This is a genomic window from Pseudoxanthobacter sp. (assembly GCF_036822375.1).
Classification (GTDB): Bacteria; Pseudomonadota; Alphaproteobacteria; order Rhizobiales; family Segnochrobactraceae; genus Pseudoxanthobacter.
In genome coordinates, this window is sequence record NZ_DAISHT010000294.1 from 1 (window position 1) to 1,213 (window position 1,213).

The window sequence follows — 1,213 nt, forward strand, 5'->3', positions numbered from 1 at the left end:
CGCGACCAGCCCAACGACCTGATGGCATGGAACGCCGACGGCACCCGCATGCCGGCGCGCATGCACGGCGAATATCTGCGCCGGCTGTTTCTGGAAGATGCGCTGGCCGAGGGGCACTACCGCGTCGGCGGCAGCCCCGTGGTGGTGAGCGATATTCGCGTGCCGATGTTTGTCGTCGGCACCGAGACCGATCACATTGCGCCGTGGCGCTCGGTGTTTAAAATCCATCTGCTCAACGATGGCGACATCACGTTCGTGCTCACATCGGGCGGGCACAACGCCGGCGTGGTCAACGAGCCGGGTCACCGCGGGCGTCGCTATCGCCTGAAGGAGCGCCCGGCCGACGCGCGCTATGTCAGCCCCGACGACTGGCTGGCAAGCGCGCCCGTGACCGAAGGGTCGTGGTGGCCGGCGTGGACGGAATGGCTGACCGGACACAGCACGGGCAGCCGCCCGGCACCGGCCATGGGCTCGCAGCGGTTCGCGCCGCTGTGCGATGCGCCGGGCACCTACGTGCTCGTGCACTGAAGACCGGCGAAGACGCGGGCCGCGGCGGGGTGCCGCCGCCGGCCCTGCGCACCCGCCGGCCTGCGGCGGCCGGATGCCCCGGCGCGCCTCACGCTCCGGCGCGGTTTTTCCGCGGGAGCCACCGGTCCGTTGCCGTGGGCTGCGGGCCTGCACCGGTTTCCTGAAGAGCGGATAGCAATCCGCCGGGAGAAATGCGCATGTCAGCAGAAATGGATACCGCGAATTTCACCCATCTGGGTCTTGGCGCGATGGCGCTCGGCAGCCGGCAGATGGTGCAGGTCGCGCGCGCCGGCGAGCGCCTCTGTCTGGGCTTTGCGGAGATCGCGGCCGGGCAGTTCGCCTTTGCCGGCCGTCTTGTGGAGGCGGGGGTGGACGATTTCAACACGCTCGCCGCCGCCCGCTCGCCGGAAGCGCTGCTGCACGCCGAGATGGACGTGCTGCGCCGCCAGTCCGACCGCGCCACCGAACTGATGATCCGGTTCGACCGCGAATGGCGGGCGGTGTGGGGCGAGGCGGTGGAGGTTATCCAGTCGTTCGGCGCAGCCCTGCCGCCCTGCGGCGGCGGCCGGAGCCACTGAGCGCGCGGACACACTGACCGCACGGCGTCGCCCGGAACGAACGGTATCATCGGCACAGAAATCCGGCCGCTCCGCGCCTCTCACGCTGAAGCCGGCCCATGGCGAAC

Annotated in this window: 1 protein-coding gene and 1 pseudogene; both read left to right on the forward strand. The window is 70.3% G+C overall.

Annotation, left to right across the window (positions count from 1 at the left end):
- Positions 1-528 (forward strand): annotated as a pseudogene (locus tag V7067_RS16665) (poly-beta-hydroxybutyrate polymerase); the annotation flags it as partial.
- Positions 529-725: 197 nt separating this feature from the next.
- The gene (locus tag V7067_RS16670; protein ID WP_334177016.1) at positions 726-1,106 is read left to right on the forward strand and encodes a phasin family protein; all 381 of its coding nucleotides are present in this window, start codon (positions 726-728) and stop codon (positions 1,104-1,106) included.
- The last annotated feature ends 107 nt before the right edge of the window (positions 1,107-1,213 follow it).